The following is a 15627-nucleotide window of genomic DNA, read 5'->3' as shown; positions in this document are numbered from 1 at the left end:
GGAATGAACGCAGACCCCCGCAATATAAGCGCGAACGAGCGCCCCGTGATCCGGCAACTGGATGAAGCCGCGGCAAACCGCATTGCCGCGGGCGAGGTGGTGGAGCGCCCCGCCTCGGCGGTGAAGGAGCTTGTCGAGAACGCGCTCGATGCGGGCGCGCGGCGGATCGACGTGGCCTATGCCGATGCGGGCAAGACCCTCATTCGCATCACCGACGACGGCTGCGGCATGACCGCCGAAGACCTGCCGCTTGCGCTGTCGCGCCATGCGACCTCGAAAATCGACGGCAGTGATTTGCTCAACATTCGTAGCTTCGGCTTTCGGGGCGAGGCGCTGCCGAGCCTTGGGGCGGTGGGCCGGCTCACGCTCACCTCGCGCGCGGAAGGCTTCGATGCTGCGCAGATCACGGTTGCGGGCGGCCAGCTTGGCGCGGTCAAGCCCGCAGCGCTGACCCGTGGCACGGTTGTTGAGCTGCGCGATCTTTTTTACGCCACCCCGGCGCGGCTCAAGTTTCTGCGCTCCGACCGCGCCGAGGCGCAGGCGATTGCCGATGTGGTCAAGCGCCTCGCGATGGCCGCGCCCTATGTGAGCTTTACGCTGCGCGATGTGAGCGCGGAGAGCCGCGAGCTTTTCCGCGCCGATGCCGAACAGGGTGAGTTGTTTGATGCGCTCGCCGCGCGCCTTGGCCGGGTGCTCGGCCGCGCGTTTTCCGATAATGCCGTGCGGCTCGATGCCGAGCGCGAGGGGCTGCGGCTCACCGGCTATGCCGCGCTGCCCACCTATTCGCGCGGGGCTGCCATCGAGCAGTTCCTGTTCGTCAATCACCGCCCGGTGCGCGACAAGATGCTGCTGGGTGCGCTGCGCGCCGCTTACATGGATTTCCTCTCCCGCGACCGGCATCCGGCAGCGGTGCTGTTTCTCGATTGCGCGCCCGAGCGGGTCGATGTGAACGTGCACCCCGCCAAGGCGGAGGTGCGGTTTCGTGAGGCGGGCGTGCCGCGCGGGCTGATTGTCACGGGCATTCGCCATGCGCTGGCGCAGGCGGGCCACCGCGCCTCCTCCACCGTTGCCACGGCAACGCTGGGCGCGATGCAGCCCGAACCCGCGGGACCGCCGCGCATCTATCAGATGGACCGGCCCAGCTATGGCGCGATCCGCAGCGCTTACGCCGCGCAGATGCCGCTCTCAAGTTTTGACGAGGCGCCGCAGCCCTTCACCGGCGCCCCTGCCGAGCCCTTCACCCCCAGCGCGCGGGTCGAGCCCGTGCCGGAGGCGACGCCCGAACTCACCCGCCGCCCTCTGGGTGCCGCGCGTGCGCAACTGCATGAAAATTACATCGTCGCCCAGACCGAGACCGGGATGGTGCTTGTCGACCAGCATGCCGCGCATGAGCGCCTTGTCTATGAGCGGCTGAAAAAGCAGATGGCGGAAAAGGGCGTGGCGGCGCAGGCGCTGCTCATTCCCGAGATTGTCGAATTTTCCCCCTCCGACGCGGCGCGGCTCCTTGAGGCGGCGGCGGATCTTGAGCGCCTCGGCCTCACCATCGAGCCCTTTGGGGGCGCTGCCATTGCCGTGCGCGAGACCCCGGCGATTTTGGGCGAGATTGATGCGGGCGCGCTCTTGCGCGACGTGCTGGATGAGCTTTCCGATCTGGGGGAAAGCCTGAAGCTTCAGGCGCGCATCGAGGCGGTGCTTTCCCGCATGGCCTGCCACGGCTCGATCCGCTCGGGGCGGCAGATGCGCGTGGAAGAGATGAACGCGCTTTTGCGCGAGATGGAGGCGACGCCGCATTCGGGCCAGTGCAACCACGGGCGGCCCACCTATGTGGAACTGAAGCTCTCCGATATCGAGCGGCTGTTCGGGCGCACATGATCGAGATCGGCACGCATCTGATCGACCTTCACGACCCGCTCGTGCAGGGGGCGCTCGCGGTCGCGGCTCTGGTGCTTTTGCTGCTGCTTGCGGTGCTGCGCAGCGCAGGCCGTGCGTCTCGCGCGATGGACCCGCTCACCGGCAACCTGATCGCGCTGACGCAAAGGGTGCAGGCGCTCTCGGACGGCCAGCACCAGCTTGCGGGCGGGCTTCATCATGTGAGCGAGGCGCAGGCGGCGGCGCAAACCAAAATGCTCGCGCTGATGGAGGCGCGGCTGGCCGAGGTGAACCGCGCCATGAGCGAGAGCCTGCATGGTTCGGCCACCCGCACCGCGCGCAGCCTTGGCGCGCTGCAGGAGCGGCTTGAGGCGATTGACAAGGCGCAGGCGAATATCGAGAAGCTCTCGGGCAATGTGCTGGGGCTGCAGGATATTTTGTCCAACAAGCAGACCCGCGGCGCGTTTGGCGAGATCCAGCTTCATGACATTGTGAGGAAGGCGCTGCCCTCTGATGCCTTCACCATGCAGGCCACGCTGTCAAACGGGCGGCGCGCCGATTGCCTCATTTATCTGCCCAACCCGCCCGGCCCGATTGTGGTGGACAGCAAATTCCCGCTTGAGGCCTATGAGGCGCTGCGGCGCGCCGAAAACGAGAGCCAGAAGATCGAGGCGCAAAGGATGATGCGGATCGCGGTGCGCAGCCACATCCGCGCCATTGCCGACCGCTACATCCTTGAGGGTGAAACCGCCGATGGCGCGCTGATGTTCCTGCCGTCCGAGGCGGTTTATGCCGAGCTGCATGCGAACTTTCCCGAACTTGTGCGCGAGGGCTTTGCCGCAAAGGTCTGGATTGTCTCGCCCACCACCTGCATGGCAACGTTGCACACGATGCGCGCGGTGCTCAAAGACGCGCGGATGCGCGCGCAGGCGGGGGCGATCCGGCGCGAACTGGCCGCGCTTTATGCCGATGTCGAGCGGCTGGGAGGGCGCGTGTCCAACCTTGACCGGCATTTTGCCATGGCGGCAAAGGACATCGAAGAGATCCGCATTTCCGCCGAAAAGGCCGGAAAGCGCGCGCATCGGCTCGACAATTTCGATTTCGAGGAGCTTGCGTCCAGCGCGCCGCAGGGGCCTGCCAATGTCGTGCCGCTGGAGCGCTGAATAGGCTTGCGCACAAAGACGTGAGCGGCGAGACTGAGGGCGGAGGAGAGCCATCATGTTGCCCATCAGCCCGTCGAAAATTGCCAATATCATCATCCGCGCGCGCAAGTTCGATGCCGATTTTCCGGGCGCGGGGCAGGGGCGCGAGCTGCGCGCCTTCATCGAGAACCTCAATGAGGACGAGCAGGCCGCGCTCACCGCCGTGATGTGGATCGGCCGCGAAACCTTTGATGCCTCCGAATTCGAGGAGGCCTATGCCACGGCCAAAACCGAGGCCACCGCGCCCACCGCAGATTATCTGCTCGGCATCCCGATGCTGGCCGATTACCTCGAAGACGGGCTCAACGCCCTTGGCATCAGCCTCGAAGAGGCCGAGGAAGACATCAACCGTTCGGTCTGAGACCCGGGCGGAGAGGGGGGCGCTGCCCCCCGGCTGCAGCGCAGCCTCCCCCCGGGATATTTTTGCAAAGCCGAGGGCCGGGATTTTCGTGCGGCCATTCTCTCACGGGGTGCGGGGACAAAGCCCCCACGCGTCAGGCCACCAGCCGGTAGCCGCCCGATTCCGTGATCAGCAGCCGCGCGTTCGAGGGATCGGGCTCGATCTTCTGGCGCAGCCGGTAGATATGGGTCTCCAGCGTGTGGGTGGTCACCCCTGCATTATAGCCCCAGACCTCATGCAAGAGCACATCGCGCGCCACCACGCCATCTTGCGCCCGGTAGAGGAACTTCAGGATGTTGGTCTCTTTTTCGGTCAGCCGGATCTTGCGCTCTTTCGCGTCGATCAGCATCTTCATCGCCGGTTTGAACGTATACGGGCCAAGCTGGAACACCGCATCTTCCGACTGTTCATGCGTGCGCAGCTGGGCGCGGACGCGGGCGAGCAGCACCGGGAATTTGAACGGTTTGGTGATGTAATCATTCGCGCCCGAATCGAGGCCGAGGATGGTGTCGGCATCGGTATCATGGCCGGTGAGCATGATGACCGGGCATTTCACGCCCTGTTTGCGCAGCTTCTTGCACAGCTCGCGTCCGTCGGTGTCGGGCAGGCCCACATCGAGCATGACGATGTCATAAAGCGCGGCCTTCGCCTTTTCGACGCCATCGGCGCCCGAGACCGCTTCGAAAACCTCGAATTCCTCGGTCGCGGCGAGCTGCTCGGCCAGCGCCTCGCGCAGGTCGTCGTCGTCATCCACCAGAAGGATCTTCTTCAATCCCGCCATCTTTGCCTCCTTCTTCTTCGATTTGGGCGTTTTGCCGAAGCTGGAGGTGGATCACGTCCGCGGCAAGGGGCGTGAAATCTTTCTCACGCAAGGGTGACGCAGCACGGGGAAGTGTTTCAATTTGTTACGGGCGTCGCTATCTCTTGTGCCATGCAAACGCCCCTTTCCCTTGGCCCGAGCCTCGCCGAACGTATCAACCGCGCCCGCGCCGATTTGCGCATGGGGCTGCCTGTCGTGCTGTCTGGCCAGCTGGCCGTGGCGGTCGAGACGCTCTCTGTCGAGCGGCTCACCGCGCTGCGCGGGCTCGGGGCGCTCACGCTCGCGCTCACCGCCTGGCGGGCGGAAACGCTCAAGGCGCGCGTTTATGATAACGACCTCGCGCGGGTCCGGGTGCCCGAAGATGCGGATCTGGCCTGGCTGCGCGCGCTTGCCGACCCGGCGGATGATCTGAGGATGCCGATGAAGGGGCCGCTGTCGTCCCTGCGCGAGGGCGATGCGGTGCCTGCGCGCGCCGCGATCTTGCTTGCCAAGACCGCGCAGCTTTTGCCCGCGGCGCTGCTTGTGCCGCTGACGGGCGCCGCGCCGGAGGGGCTCACCCATCTCGATGCGGCACAGACGCTGGCGCTGATCTCGGAAGAGACGGCTTTCGCGCCGGTTGCCGCCGCCCGCGTGCCGATGCGCGCGGCGGAAAAGGGGCGGCTGCACATCTTCCGCCCCGACGATGGCGGCGAGGAGCATTACGCGATCGAGATCGGATCGCCCGACCGCGCCTTGCCGGTGCTGGCCCGGCTTCATTCGGCCTGTTTTACCGGCGATGTGCTCGGCTCGCTCAAATGCGATTGCGGGCCCCAGCTTGATGCCGCGTTGCGCCAGATGGGGGCGGAAGGGGCGGGGGTGCTTTTATACCTCAATCAGGAGGGGCGCGGCATCGGGCTTGCCAACAAGATGCGCGCCTATGCGCTGCAAGATCAGGGGTTTGACACGGTCGAGGCGAACCATCGGCTCGGCTTTGAGGATGACGAGCGCGATTTTCGCATTGGCGCCGCAATCCTGCGCAAGCTCGGCTTTTCATCGGTGCGGCTGATGACGAACAACCCCGCCAAGGTGCGCATGCTCGAATCGCATTGCATCACCGTGGCGGAGCGGGTGCCGCTGAAAGTGGGGCTGAGCCCGCATAACGCGGCCTATCTGGCCACCAAGGCGGCGAAATCGGGGCACTTGCTGTGATCGGCCGCGCGCCCGGTTGCGCCAAGGCCTAGCCGCGCGCGCTGTAATCCCGCGCGCCAAAAATCGCCGAGCCGACGCGCACATGCGTGGCGCCTGCGGCAATCGCCGCCTCAAAATCCGAGCTCATCCCCATCGAGAGGCCGGTGAGCCCGTTGCGCTTTGCAAGCTCGGCCAGCCGCGCAAAATGCGGCGCGGCGTCTTCGTGCTCGGGCGGGATGCACATCAGCCCGGCCAAGGGCAGATCCATCGCGCGCAAATCGGCAATGAAGCTGTCGACCGCCTCGGGCAGAACGCCCGCCTTTTGCGGCTCGGCACCGGTATTCACCTGCACGAAAAGCTCCGGGCTGGCGCCGCGCCTCTGCGCGAGATTGGCCAGTTTGGTGGCAAGCGCGGGGCGGTCGAGCGTGTGGATCGCGTCAAACAGCTCCACCGCCTGTTTGGCCTTGTTGGTTTGCAAGGGGCCAATCATGTGCACGCGCGCGCCGGGATATTGCGCCCGCCATGCGGGCCATTTGCCCGCGGCTTCCTGCACGTAATTCTCGCCAAAGAGCCGCTGCCCGGCGTCCAGCACCGCCACCACCCGCTCGGGCGGCTGCACTTTCGACACGGCGATCAGCGCAACCGAACCGGGCGCGCGCCCGGCGGCCGCTTCGGCGGCGCTCACCCGCGCCGTGATCTCTGCCAGTCCCATATCGTTCCTCCGTCAGATCCGGGCCAATCCAGCACGGCAGGGCAAAAAAGAAAAGAGCGGGCCAAGGCCCGCTCTTTCCCATTCAGGTTCTGAAAGATCAGAACGCGAATTTCACACCGGCTTCGGCGTAGGTTTCGTCGTCGTAGGTGCTGTGCACCGCGCCGAGCAGTTTCACGCCGCCGCCAAGGTCGTACGAAGCGCCAACACCGTAGGAGGTGTCGTTTTCGTAGACCAGAGCCGCATCGTAGTCGTCGATTTGAGCGACATAGGCGGTCACGCCGAGGGCGCCGACGGTGTAGGTGCCGTAGATCGAGGTGGTCGAGCCGAGGTCGAGGCCAGCGACTTCACCTTCGTCGATGTAGGTCAGGCCGGCCGAGAACATGTCGTTGATCGCGTATTTGCCGCCCAGATACCAGATGTCGTTGCCGTCAATGCCGGCACCGTTCCAGACCGCGCCAGCGCCCACGGTGAGCGGGCCAGCGGCGTAGGACACAACGAGCGAGCTTTCGTCTTCAACCGCGAGGCCGAAGTCGTAGTGGTCGGGGTTGATGTACGACGCTTCGACGGTCACGCCGGAGATCGTGTATTTGCCGTAGAGGCCGATTTTGTTGGCGTTGCCAGCTTTCGACTCATAGGCGAAGAAGTCCGAACGCGAGTCACCGAAGCCGGTGTCGGTCAGGCCGATTTCCGTCGCGTAGAAGAGACCCGAGGTGTCTTCGTCGATGGCGGTCGTGACGTTGCCGACTTGAGCGTAGAAGCCTTCATACGACACGAAGAACTGAGCGCGGTTACCGGCAACAGCGGAGTCGCCGTCGTCGTATTGCATCCGCATTTTCGCACCGAATTCCACGCCCATATCGGAGGTGGTCGACGCGACGATGTTCAGACGCATACGTTGTTCAACCCAGGTGCTCGACTCGCCACCGGTCGGGTTGAGGTCCGCCGAGGTGTAGCCGAGGCCGAAACGGCCGTAGCCCGAGATGGAGATGTCAGCGGCCGCGGCGCCGGCGGTCAGCACGAGCGCGGTCGACGCGATGAGAAGCTTTTTCATTGTTTCCCTCATTCTGCTAAGGTCAGCCCCAACTCAGGGGAATCCGAGTTGGGTATGGAGGCTTTTTCTCTCGCCCCGCCTGACATTGCAACGAAAACGGGACCGGTGCGGACAAAGGCAACCCTCGTGGTGCAGCTTTGCCACAGTGCCTCCGCGCCGGGTTGGCGATGAGGGCGCCGCCGTCGTGCCGCCATTCTCCGGCCCGGATTGTGCGAGCGGGCACCTGCGCGTGACGGCGGGGGAAAAATCTTGTCGCCCCGCGGGGCATGGGCTAGAGACAGGAAAAGCCAAGAGCTCAGCCGACGGGAGCAGTCGATCCGATGAATACAGCAACCTTTCTGCGCACCGCGGCGGTGCTGGGACTCGCGTTGACGGTGGCAGGTTGCGGCGGCATCTCAAGCGGCAAGCTGTTTTCCTGGGGCTCGCCCAAGCAATCGGCCGCGAGTGCCAGCAACGCATCTTATACCGGCGCCGCGCGGGAGAAGCGCGGCTCGAAACTCGGGGATCTGTTCACCAACGAGGATGATCCGAATGTCCGGCTCGAGGTGAACCGTTATCTGTGGAACGCCTCGCTCGAAGTGCTCGACTTCCTGCCGATCGAAACGGTTGATCCGTTCTCCGGGCTGATCGTGACGGGCTACGGCACGCCGCCGGGCGGTGGGCGCGCGTATCGCGCGACGATTCATGTTAGTGATCCGGCGCTGGATGCGCGCTCGCTCAAGGTCTCGCTCGAAAGCCGCGGCGGCACGGTTTCGGCGGAAACGGTGCGGGCCGTGGAAGATGCGATCCTCACCCGGGCGCGCCAGATCCGGGTGCGCGAGTCGGGGCTTTAAGCCAGAGCCGCGCCGCCAGATGAATCGAAAGCCCCGCTTCGGCGGGGTTTTTTGTCGCCTGAGCGGCTCGTCTCTGGACCTTTGGGGCGGCTGCGGTATAGCAGGGCGCAACAATTCCGCCAGATTGAAGGACGAGGGGCCGCGATGTCGCGTTACGAGCCGAGCCAGAGCGAGACGAAATGGCAAGCCGCATGGGATGCGGAGGGCGTGTTCACGGCGCGCCGCGATCCGGCCCGGCCGAAATACTACGTGCTCGAAATGTTCCCCTACCCCTCGGGGCGCATCCACATGGGCCATGTGCGCAACTACACGATGGGCGATGTGGTGGCGCGCTACAAGATGTCGTGCGGGTTTTCGGTGCTGCACCCGATGGGCTGGGACGCCTTCGGCATGCCCGCCGAAAACGCGGCGATGGAGCGCGGCGGCCATCCGAAAGACTGGACCTATGGCAATATCGCCGACATGCGCGCGCAGATGAAGCCTTTGGGGCTTTCCATCGACTGGAGCCGCGAGTTTGCCACCTGCGACCCGGAGTATTACGGCCAGCAACAGGCGATGTTCCTCGACATGCTTGAGGCCGGGCTCGTCTATCGCAAGAACGCCGTGGTGAACTGGGACCCGGTCGACATGACGGTGCTCGCGAACGAGCAGGTGGAGAACGGGCGCGGCTGGCGTTCGGGCGCGCTCGTGGAGCGCAAGGAACTCACGCAGTGGTTCTTCAAGATCTCCGATTTTGCGGGCGAGCTGCTCTCGGCGCTCGACGGGCTGAAGGACTGGCCCGAGAAGGTGCGGGTGATGCAGGCGAACTGGATCGGCCAGTCGCGCGGCCTGCAGTTCTCCTTTGAGACCGTTGCGGCCCCCGCAGGCTTCGAAAAGATCGACTGCTACACCACCCGCCCCGATACGCTGATGGGCGCGAGCTTCGTGGGGATTTCGCCCGACCATCCGCTGGCCAAGCTGCTTGAGTCGCAAGACCCGGAGATGGCCGCGTTTCTGGCGAAATGCCGCCAGGGCGGCACCACCGAGGAAGCGATTGAAACGGCAGAGAAGATCGGCCGCGATACCGGCCTTCGCGTGAAACATCCGCTCGACCCGGATTGGGAACTGCCGGTCTGGATCGCGAACTTCATCTTGATGGATTACGGCACCGGCGCGATTTTCGGCTGCCCCGCGCATGACCCGCGCGACTTTGAATTTGCCTCCAAATACAAGCTGCCGATCAACCCGGTGTTTGTGGCCGAAGGCGCCGAGGAGGCTCCGCTCACCGAGGCCTTCGTGCCGATGAAATCGGAAACCGTGCGCTATATCCGCGGCTTTGCGGGCGAGACGGTGCAGACCGGCGAGGCGGGCGTGGCCTCGGCCATCGCCTTTGCGGAAGACAAGGGCTTTGGCCAGGGCGTCACCAAATACCGGCTGCGCGACTGGGGCCTGTCGCGCCAGCGCTACTGGGGTTGCCCGATTCCGGTGGTGCATTGCGCCTCTTGCGGCGTGGTGCCCGAGAAAAAGGAAAACCTCCCGGTCCGGCTGCCCGATGACGTGGCCTTCGACAAGCCCGGCAACCCGCTCGACCGCCACCCCACCTGGCGCGACTGCGCCTGCCCGAACTGCGGTGGCGCGGCCAAGCGCGAGACCGATACGATGGACACCTTCGTTGATTCGTCGTGGTATTACGCGCGCTTCACCGCGCCCCATGCGAGCACGCCCACGGTGGCGGAGGATGCCGATTACTGGATGAACGTCGATCAATATATCGGCGGCATCGAGCATGCGATCCTGCACCTGCTCTATTCGCGCTTCTTTGCCCGCGCGATGCAGAAAACCGGCCACCTGCCGCAAAAGGCGATCGAGCCCTTCAATGCGCTTTTCACGCAGGGCATGGTCACGCATGAAATCTACCTCACCCGCGAGCCGGGCGGGCGGCCAATTTATCACCTGCCCGAAGAGGTCGACCGCGAGGCTGGCACGCTCAAGGCCACCGGCGAAAAGGTCGAGATCATCCCCTCGGCGAAAATGTCAAAATCGAAGAAGAACGTGGTCGATCCGATGAATATCATCGCCGATTTCGGTGCCGATACGGCGCGGTTCTTCGTGATGTCCGACAGCCCGCCCGAGCGCGATGTGGAATGGACGGCGGCAGGCGCCGAAGCCACCTCCAAGTTCCTTGCCCGGGTCTGGCGGATTGCCAGTGAAATCGCCGAAGGCGCGGGCGGTGCGGGCGGTGCGGAAGATGCCGCCCTTCTCAAGGCCACCCACAAGGCGATTGACGAGGTCACCCGCTCGATCGAGGGCTTCGCCTTCAACAAGGCGGTGGCGGCGCTTTATACACTCGCCAATGCAATGCAGAAATCGGCAGCCTCCAACGCGGTCAAACGCGAGGCCATGAAGCTGATGGCGCAGCTGATGGGGCCGATGGTGCCGCATCTGGCCGAAGACATCTGGGCCGCGCTGGGCGGTGCGGGCTTTGTGGTGCAAGCGGCCTGGCCGCAGGCAGACCCGGCGCTTTTGGTGGAAGATTCGGTGACCTTGCCGATTCAGATCAATGGCAAGCGGCGGGGCGAAGTCACCGTGCCGAAAGATATGCCCGCCTCGGAGGTTGAAAAGATCGTGCTGGCCGACGATGCTGTGCAAAAGGCGCTGGCCGGTGGCCAGCCGAAAAAGCTCATCGTCGTGCCGGGGCGCATCGTCAATGTGGTCATCTGATCGCCGGAACTTTCTGATGCTGGCCAGCGCTGCGGCGCTGGCAGGCTGCGGCTTCACCCCCGCCTATGGCCCTGCGGGCGGCGGCAGCAAGCTTCTGGGCGCGGTTGCCCCGGATGCGCCGCAGACGCGCGATGATTTCGACTTTGTGCGCCGCATCGCGGAGCGGCTCAATCCGCCCGGCACCGCGCGCTACCGCCTTGCCTACAAGATCACCACCGCCCGGCTCGGTCAGGCGATCACGCCTGATGGCGCCACCACCCGTTATTCGCTCACGGGCAGCGCCGACTATCGGCTCCATGACGCCGGGACTGATGCCGTGCTGATGGCAGGGAAAGTGTCGAGCTTTACCTCGTGGTCCGCCTCGGGCACCGTCGTGGCCACCTCTGCCGCCGAGGAAGACGCGCATCGCCGCCTGATGCGGATGCTCGCCGACCAGACCATCACCCGGCTTCTGGCGCAGGCCGGAACGCTGCCGCAATGAAGCTCGCGGGCGCGCAGGCGGTCCGCTATTTCGCCAAGCCCGATCCGGCGCGGCTCGGGCTTTTGATCTTTGGCGCCGATGCGATGCGGGTGGCCTTGCGCCGTCAGGAAGTGATCGCCGCGCTCATCGGCCCCGAAGGCGAGGGGGAGATGCGACTCACGCGCCTTTCGGGGGGCGATCTGCGCCGCCAGCCCGGCCTTGTGCTCGATGCGATCAAGGAGATCGGCTTTTTTCCCGGCCCGCGCGTGGTGTTTGTGGAAGAGGCGACCGATGGCACCGCCCCCGCCTTTGCCGCCGCGGTGAAGGCCTGGGCGCCGGGCGATGCGCAGATCATCGCCACCGCAGGCGCGCTCACGGCAAAATCGGCGCTGCGCAAGGTGTTTGAGGGCCATGCCAACGCCTATGCGATCGGCATCTACGATGACCCGCCGAGCCGCGAGGAAATCGAGGATATTTTGAAAAAGGCGGGCCTTGCCCATGTGCCCGCCGAAACGATGACCGACATCCTCGCGCTGTCGCGCGCGCTCGATCCGGGCGATTTCCGCCAGACCATCGAAAAGATCGCGCTGTACAAGCATGGCGACGCGACCCCGCTCACGCCGCATGAAGTCTCGCTGTGCGCGCCGGCGACGGTGGAGGCCGAAGTTGACGTGGCGCTTGATCTCGTGGCCGAGGGGCGGGTGCCGGAATTCGCGCAGATGATGCGGCGGATCGAAGGGCAGGGGGTAGCGCCGGTGACGCTTGCGATCATGGCCACGCGCCATTTCCGCACGCTGCATATGGCGGCCTCGGACCCGGCGGGCCCGGGCTCGGGCATTGCGCGGATGCGCCCGCCGGTGTTTGGCCCGCGGCGCGACCGGCTGCAGGGGCAGGCGCAAAAATGGGGTGTGTTCCGGCTCGACGAGGCGCTCAAAGTGTTGATCGAGGCCGATCTCACGCTGCGCTCGTCGTCGCGCGCGCCGCAGATGGCGGTGATCGAACGCGCGCTGATGCGGCTCGCCAGCATGGCGGCAAAACACTGATGGTGCAGGCGCTTGTGATTGGGGCAGGCCCGGCGGGCCTGATCGCGGCGGAACGGCTCGCCCGCGCGGGCGCGCGGGTGGTGATCGCGGAGGCGAAGCCGACGCCTGCGCGCAAGTTCCTGATGGCCGGGAAGTCGGGGTTGAACCTGACAAAGGACGAATCACCCGCCGCCTTCCTTGCCGCCTATAGCCCGGAATGGGTGCGCCCCCATATCGCCCGCTTTGGCCCCGAGGGGGTGATGGGGCTCGCGCGCGGCCTCGGCGTGACGCTGTTCACCGGCTCCACGGGGCGGGTGTTTCCGGTCGAGATGAAAGCCTCGCCGATGCTGCGCGCATGGCTGGCGCGGCTCGAGGAGCTTGGGGTTGAGCTGCGCACGCGCTGGCGCTGGGCAGGGTTCGAGGGGGAGGGCTTTCGCTTCGAGACGCCCGCGGGCGCTCGAACGCTTGCGCCTGCGGTCACGGTTCTCGCCCTTGGGGGGGCAAGCTGGCCGCGGCTTGGCTCCGATGCCGCCTGGCTGCCGTGGCTCATGGAAAGGGGCGTTGAGATCACGCCGTTCCGCCCCGCCAATATGGGGCTTTGTGTGGAGTGGTCGGCGCATATGGCGCCGCATCTGGGCCAGCCGGTCAAGGGCGCGGCGCTCTGTGTGCCGGGGCAGGTGAGCCGGGGCGAATTCGTGCTCTCGACGCGCGGCATCGAGGGCGGTGGCGTCTATGCCATCGCGGCTGCCGTGCGCGACGGCGCGCCCTTGCATCTGGACCTGCTGCCCCATCTCGACCGCGATGCCGTTGCCCACCGGATCAGCCGCATCTCCCCGCGGGAGAGCCTGCAAAACCGGCTGCGCAAGGCGCTCAAGCTTGACCCGGTGAAGCTTGCGCTTCTGAACGAATGGGGCCGCCCGCTGCCATCTGACGCGCTGGCGCTCGCGCGCAAGATCAAGGGCCTTGACGTCGCGCATCACGGCCCCCGACCGCTCGCCGAGGCGATCTCTTCCGCCGGGGGCATCGCCGCCACGGCCCTGACCGATGGGCTGGAGCTCAAGGCGCTGCCCGGCGTTTTTGCGGCGGGGGAGATGCTCGACTGGGAGGCGCCGACAGGGGGCTATCTGCTCACCGGCTGCCTTGCCACGGGCGACGCCGCGGGGAGCGCTGCCGCCGCGCGATTGTTCCCGGCACAATCAGCCGATTGACGCAGCTCACGCCGCATGGCGAACTGGCTCCTCGCGCCAGGGAGACGCCAATGACCGAGAGCCGCCTCATTTCCCCCGTCCTGATCGGCGGGGCCATCATCTTGATGCTCGGATTTGCGATTCGCGCCTCGTTTGGCGTGTTCCAGATCCCGATTGCCACCGAGTTCGGCTGGCCGCGCGCGGAGTTCAGCCTCGCGATCGCGATCCAGAACCTTGCCTGGGGGATCGGTCAGCCGATCTTTGGCGCGATTGCCGAGCGTTTCGGCGACCGCCGCGCGATTGTGCTTGGCGCGCTGATGTATGCGCTGGGCCTTGTGCTCTCGGCTTTTGCCACCGCGCCCTGGCAGCATGATCTGCTCGAAATCTTCGTGGGCTTCGGTATCGCGGGCACCGGCTTTGGCGTGCTTCTGGCGGTGGTGGGGCGCGCGGCCTCGGATGCGAACCGTTCGCTCGCGCTTGGCATCGCCACGGCGGCAGGCTCGGCGGGGCAGGTGTTCGGCGCGCCGCTCGCAGAGGGTTTGCTCGCCTATTTCCCGTGGCAGACGGTGTTTTTGCTGTTTGCGGGGCTGATTCTCTGTGCGCTGTTCGCCCTGCCGATGCTGCGCGGCCCGGCGCGCACGGCGCCTTCCGCCAGCGACGAGAGCATGGGCGAAGTGGTTGCCCGCGCGCTGCGCGACCCGTCTTTCATCCTGATCTTCATGGGATTTTTCTCCTGCGGGTATCAGCTTGCCTTCATCACCGCGCATTTCCCGGCGATGATCACCGAGATGTGCGGCGCGGTGCCGCCGGGCTCGATGCTCGCGGCCCTCGGGATCGAGACGCAATCGGCGCTCGGCGCCTTTTCAATTGCGGTGATCGGCCTTGCCAACATTGCGGGGACGATCTTTGCCGGCTGGGCCGGGCGGCGCTGGAGCAAGAAATATCTGCTCGCCACCATCTACCTTTTGCGCACCATCGCCTCCGCCGCCTTCATCCTCGCGCCAATCACGCCGGGCTCGGTGCTTGTGTTCTCGCTGGTGATGGGCGCGCTCTGGCTGGCCACCGTGCCGCTCACCTCCGGGCTCGTGGCGGATCTTTACGGGCTGCGCTACATGGGCACGCTTTATGGCCTCGTGTTCTTCTCGCACCAGCTTGGCGCCTTTCTTGGCGTCTGGCTCGGCGGGCGGCTTTACGACATCGCGGGAGATTACACGCTGGTGTGGTGGGTCGGGGTGGGGGTCGGCGCCTTCTCGGCGCTCGTGCACCTGCCGGTGCGCGAGCGGCCATTGCGCGCTCAGCCCGCCTGAGTCTCGGCGTTCAGGATCGCTTCCAGACCGGCGCGATAATCGGGGTAAAGGAGCGTCACGCCCAGCTCCGCCTTGATCCGGTCGTTGCGCACCCGCTTGTTCTCGGCATAAAAGCTCGCCGCCATCGGTGTCATCTGCGCCGGATCGAAGCGTTCTTCGGGTGGGCGCGGCAGGCCCAGCAGTTCGGCGGCATAGGCAAGCACATCCTCGGGCGGCGAGGGCGCATCATCGCAGACATTGTAGATGCGCCCCGGGCTCGGATGGGCGATCGAGGCGGCGAGCACCTGCGCGATGTCGTCGACATGGATGCGGGAGAACACCTGCCCGGGCTTGACGATCAGCCGCGCCGCGCCCGCGCGCACCTTGGCAAAGGGGCCGCGGCCCGGCCCGTAGATCCCCGCGAGCCGGAAGATATGGAGCGGCAGGCCGAGGCGCTGCCAATCCGCTTCGGCCGCCACCCGCGCCCGGCCCCGCTCGGTGGTGGGGGTGAGCGGGGTCTCCTCATCGACCCAGCCGCCGCCATGGTCCCCATAGACGCCAACGGTGGAAAGATACCCCGCCCATGCCAGATGCTGCGCTGCAGCAATGGCCTCTTTCTGCGCAGCAAGAACCGGGTCGCCCATGCGGTCCGGCGCCACCGAGGTGAGCAGATGCGTGGCCTCTTCAAGCGGCAGGGGACCGCCCGTCCAGACCATGGCTTCCAGCCCTTCGCTGCGCAGCAATTCTGCTTTTTCAACGCTTCGCGTGGTGGCGATGACGCGCCAGCCCTGCGCCAGAAGCAGGCGTCCCAGCGCGCGGGCCGAATATCCGTGACCGATCGAGAGCAGCGTTTTCATCTCGTTCCCCTTTTGCGTCCCCTAGTCATCACCTCGTCACTTGCGAAGCGCAAGAAGCAGT

At 65.8% G+C, this 15627-nt stretch carries 14 protein-coding genes; 10 read left to right on the top strand and 4 right to left on the bottom strand.

Going from position 1 to position 15627, the window contains the following annotated elements; translation table 11 throughout:
• Nucleotides 1–3: 3 nt before the first annotated feature.
• From mutL to ACFSM0_RS02065, 3 genes are read left to right on the top strand one after another with little or no spacing between them, the layout of a single operon-like run.
• Complete coding sequence (mutL, locus tag ACFSM0_RS02075; protein WP_377386422.1) at nucleotides 4–1872, top strand: DNA mismatch repair endonuclease MutL; 1869 nt, start codon at nucleotides 4–6, stop codon at nucleotides 1870–1872.
• On the top strand, nucleotides 1869–3032 hold the full coding sequence (locus ACFSM0_RS02070; protein WP_377386419.1) for a DNA recombination protein RmuC: 1164 nt from the start codon (nucleotides 1869–1871) through the stop codon (nucleotides 3030–3032). Before mutL ends, ACFSM0_RS02070 begins: the two co-directional genes overlap by 4 nt.
• 55 nt (nucleotides 3033–3087) lie before the next feature.
• Nucleotides 3088–3432 (top strand): DUF3775 domain-containing protein, encoded by a 345-nt coding sequence (locus ACFSM0_RS02065; RefSeq protein WP_377386417.1) that lies wholly within the window; start codon nucleotides 3088–3090, stop codon nucleotides 3430–3432.
• Between the two features lie 133 nt (nucleotides 3433–3565).
• Here ACFSM0_RS02065 and ACFSM0_RS02060 read toward each other — a convergent pair whose 3' ends face one another.
• Nucleotides 3566–4252, bottom strand: coding sequence for a response regulator transcription factor (locus tag ACFSM0_RS02060; RefSeq protein WP_377386414.1), 687 nt, complete (start codon nucleotides 4250–4252; stop codon nucleotides 3566–3568).
• A gap of 150 nt (nucleotides 4253–4402) precedes the next feature.
• Here ACFSM0_RS02060 and ribA point away from each other — a divergent pair, with 150 nt between their 5' ends.
• A complete protein-coding gene (ribA, locus tag ACFSM0_RS02055) occupies nucleotides 4403–5479 on the top strand; it encodes a GTP cyclohydrolase II (RefSeq protein ID WP_377386411.1) in 1077 nt (358 codons plus the stop codon).
• Nucleotides 5480–5507: 28 nt separating this feature from the next.
• Here the strand turns inward: ribA and ACFSM0_RS02050 are convergent, their stop codons facing one another.
• Complete coding sequence (locus ACFSM0_RS02050) at nucleotides 5508–6170, bottom strand: YggS family pyridoxal phosphate-dependent enzyme (RefSeq protein WP_377386408.1); 663 nt, start codon at nucleotides 6168–6170, stop codon at nucleotides 5508–5510.
• A 97-nt stretch (nucleotides 6171–6267) separates the two neighbouring features.
• The gene (locus tag ACFSM0_RS02045; protein ID WP_377386405.1) at nucleotides 6268–7221 is read right to left on the bottom strand and encodes a porin; all 954 of its coding nucleotides are present in this window, start codon (nucleotides 7219–7221) and stop codon (nucleotides 6268–6270) included.
• A 320-nt stretch (nucleotides 7222–7541) separates the two neighbouring features.
• On the opposite strand from ACFSM0_RS02045, the gene ACFSM0_RS02040 reads away from it, so the two are divergent.
• The 6 genes from ACFSM0_RS02040 to ACFSM0_RS02015 all read left to right on the top strand — a co-directional run bounded on the left by ACFSM0_RS02040 (nucleotide 7542) and on the right by ACFSM0_RS02015 (nucleotide 14730).
• A complete protein-coding gene (locus tag ACFSM0_RS02040) occupies nucleotides 7542–8054 on the top strand; it encodes a DUF3576 domain-containing protein (protein WP_377386402.1) in 513 nt (170 codons plus the stop codon).
• Nucleotides 8055–8198: 144 nt separating this feature from the next.
• The gene (gene leuS, locus ACFSM0_RS02035; protein WP_377386399.1) at nucleotides 8199–10754 is read left to right on the top strand and encodes a leucine--tRNA ligase; all 2556 of its coding nucleotides are present in this window, start codon (nucleotides 8199–8201) and stop codon (nucleotides 10752–10754) included.
• Between the two features lie 16 nt (nucleotides 10755–10770).
• Nucleotides 10771–11235, top strand: coding sequence for an LPS assembly lipoprotein LptE (gene lptE / locus ACFSM0_RS02030; RefSeq protein WP_377386396.1), 465 nt, complete (start codon nucleotides 10771–10773; stop codon nucleotides 11233–11235).
• Nucleotides 11232–12257 (top strand): DNA polymerase III subunit delta, encoded by a 1026-nt coding sequence (holA, locus tag ACFSM0_RS02025; protein WP_377386393.1) that lies wholly within the window; start codon nucleotides 11232–11234, stop codon nucleotides 12255–12257. Before lptE ends, holA begins: the two co-directional genes overlap by 4 nt.
• A 2-nt stretch (nucleotides 12258–12259) precedes the next feature.
• On the top strand, nucleotides 12260–13444 hold the full coding sequence (locus ACFSM0_RS02020; RefSeq protein WP_377387168.1) for a TIGR03862 family flavoprotein: 1185 nt from the start codon (nucleotides 12260–12262) through the stop codon (nucleotides 13442–13444).
• Nucleotides 13445–13494: 50 nt separating this feature from the next.
• The gene (locus tag ACFSM0_RS02015) at nucleotides 13495–14730 is read left to right on the top strand and encodes an MFS transporter (protein ID WP_377386390.1); all 1236 of its coding nucleotides are present in this window, start codon (nucleotides 13495–13497) and stop codon (nucleotides 14728–14730) included.
• Here ACFSM0_RS02015 and ACFSM0_RS02010 read toward each other — a convergent pair.
• Complete coding sequence (locus ACFSM0_RS02010) at nucleotides 14718–15566, bottom strand: SDR family oxidoreductase (RefSeq protein ID WP_377386387.1); 849 nt, start codon at nucleotides 15564–15566, stop codon at nucleotides 14718–14720. The genes ACFSM0_RS02015 and ACFSM0_RS02010 overlap by 13 nt on opposite strands.
• Nucleotides 15567–15627 lie beyond the last annotated feature (61 nt).

The sequence above is a fragment of the Rhodobacter lacus genome (genome assembly GCF_042683065.1).
Classification (GTDB): domain Bacteria; phylum Pseudomonadota; class Alphaproteobacteria; order Rhodobacterales; family Rhodobacteraceae; genus Rhodobacter; species Rhodobacter lacus.
The sequence above is the reverse complement of the archived record's forward strand: the minus strand, read 5'-3'. Positions and strand labels throughout refer to the sequence as shown.

What these genes read in the sequence shown, in the direction of transcription:
- ACFSM0_RS02045 (WP_377386405.1), bottom strand. Translation starts at nt 7,221, where the DNA reads ATGAAAAAGCTTCTCATCGCGTCGACCGCGCTCGTGCTGACCGCCGGC.
- ACFSM0_RS02050 (WP_377386408.1), bottom strand. Translation starts at nt 6,170, where the DNA reads ATGGGACTGGCAGAGATCACGGCGCGGGTGAGCGCCGCCGAAGCGGCC.
- holA (WP_377386393.1), top strand. Translation starts at nt 11,232, where the DNA reads ATGAAGCTCGCGGGCGCGCAGGCGGTCCGCTATTTCGCCAAGCCCGAT.
- ACFSM0_RS02060 (WP_377386414.1), bottom strand. Translation starts at nt 4,252, where the DNA reads ATGGCGGGATTGAAGAAGATCCTTCTGGTGGATGACGACGACGACCTG.
- ACFSM0_RS02070 (WP_377386419.1), top strand. Translation starts at nt 1,869, where the DNA reads ATGATCGAGATCGGCACGCATCTGATCGACCTTCACGACCCGCTCGTG.
- ribA (WP_377386411.1), top strand. Translation starts at nt 4,403, where the DNA reads ATGCAAACGCCCCTTTCCCTTGGCCCGAGCCTCGCCGAACGTATCAAC.
- ACFSM0_RS02015 (WP_377386390.1), top strand. Translation starts at nt 13,495, where the DNA reads ATGACCGAGAGCCGCCTCATTTCCCCCGTCCTGATCGGCGGGGCCATC.
- ACFSM0_RS02065 (WP_377386417.1), top strand. Translation starts at nt 3,088, where the DNA reads ATGTTGCCCATCAGCCCGTCGAAAATTGCCAATATCATCATCCGCGCG.
- ACFSM0_RS02040 (WP_377386402.1), top strand. Translation starts at nt 7,542, where the DNA reads ATGAATACAGCAACCTTTCTGCGCACCGCGGCGGTGCTGGGACTCGCG.
- ACFSM0_RS02010 (WP_377386387.1), bottom strand. Translation starts at nt 15,566, where the DNA reads ATGAAAACGCTGCTCTCGATCGGTCACGGATATTCGGCCCGCGCGCTG.
- lptE (WP_377386396.1), top strand. Translation starts at nt 10,771, where the DNA reads ATGCTGGCCAGCGCTGCGGCGCTGGCAGGCTGCGGCTTCACCCCCGCC.
- mutL (WP_377386422.1), top strand. Translation starts at nt 4, where the DNA reads ATGAACGCAGACCCCCGCAATATAAGCGCGAACGAGCGCCCCGTGATC.
- leuS (WP_377386399.1), top strand. Translation starts at nt 8,199, where the DNA reads ATGTCGCGTTACGAGCCGAGCCAGAGCGAGACGAAATGGCAAGCCGCA.